Annotated in this window: 1 protein-coding gene; it reads right to left on the minus strand. The window is 66.5% G+C overall.

All coding sequences use genetic code 11. The features are described 5' to 3' along the window. On the minus strand, nucleotides 1–680 hold a 680-nt coding region (locus AC1DWI_RS25485), incomplete at both ends, for a molybdopterin cofactor-binding domain-containing protein (protein ID WP_477726229.1).

Below are 680 nucleotides of genomic sequence, written 5' to 3' on the forward strand. Positions count from 1 at the left end.
TTTTGAGAGTCACGTCCCCCGGCGGAGTCGCTGCGGCAAATTTCGCCAGTTCACCGTAGTGGGATGAGGGGCCTGAGGGGTGCGAAATCACGCCGTTTTTGACTGTGAGCTCATCCACCGGCAATTTCCAGTCCAGCGAGGCGGCCCCCAGCAGGGATGCCCGGGCCGTGGCAGCGGCCAGGCGCACCACGTCCCAGGCATCCGCCAGGCTTGAGGAACCCCCTGTCGCGTTGATGCCGAGCTCACGGGCAACCTTGCCCATCATCCACTCGCCGATCCTGACCGGGGTGGGGCGAACCCTGGGGGCGCCTTCTTTGGCAAAGTCATCGACGTCCAGTGGATGAAAGGGCAGGCTGCCCACCAGCATCGCGACATTACCGTAAATGGCATCAGAACCCGCCTGCGCCACGGTCACCCGCTGCAGCGGCACGTCAAGCTCTTCGGCCACCAGCATGGCCAGCGCCGTGTGCACGCCCTGACCCATTTCGCTGCGCGGCATGGCCAGCACCACACCGCCGTCCGCCCGGATCTTGATCCAGCCATTGAACACCGCGCCATCAAGCTCGGGAATGCTCGCAGGCCAGGGCTTGGCCGGGCTGCCCAGCCGGGAGCGCGCCGGCAACAGGCTCCAGCCCACCAGCAATGCGCCTGCCGCACCGGTTGCACTGAGCAGCCAGGCC

This window comes from Polaromonas sp. P3_C2 (assembly GCF_056402675.1).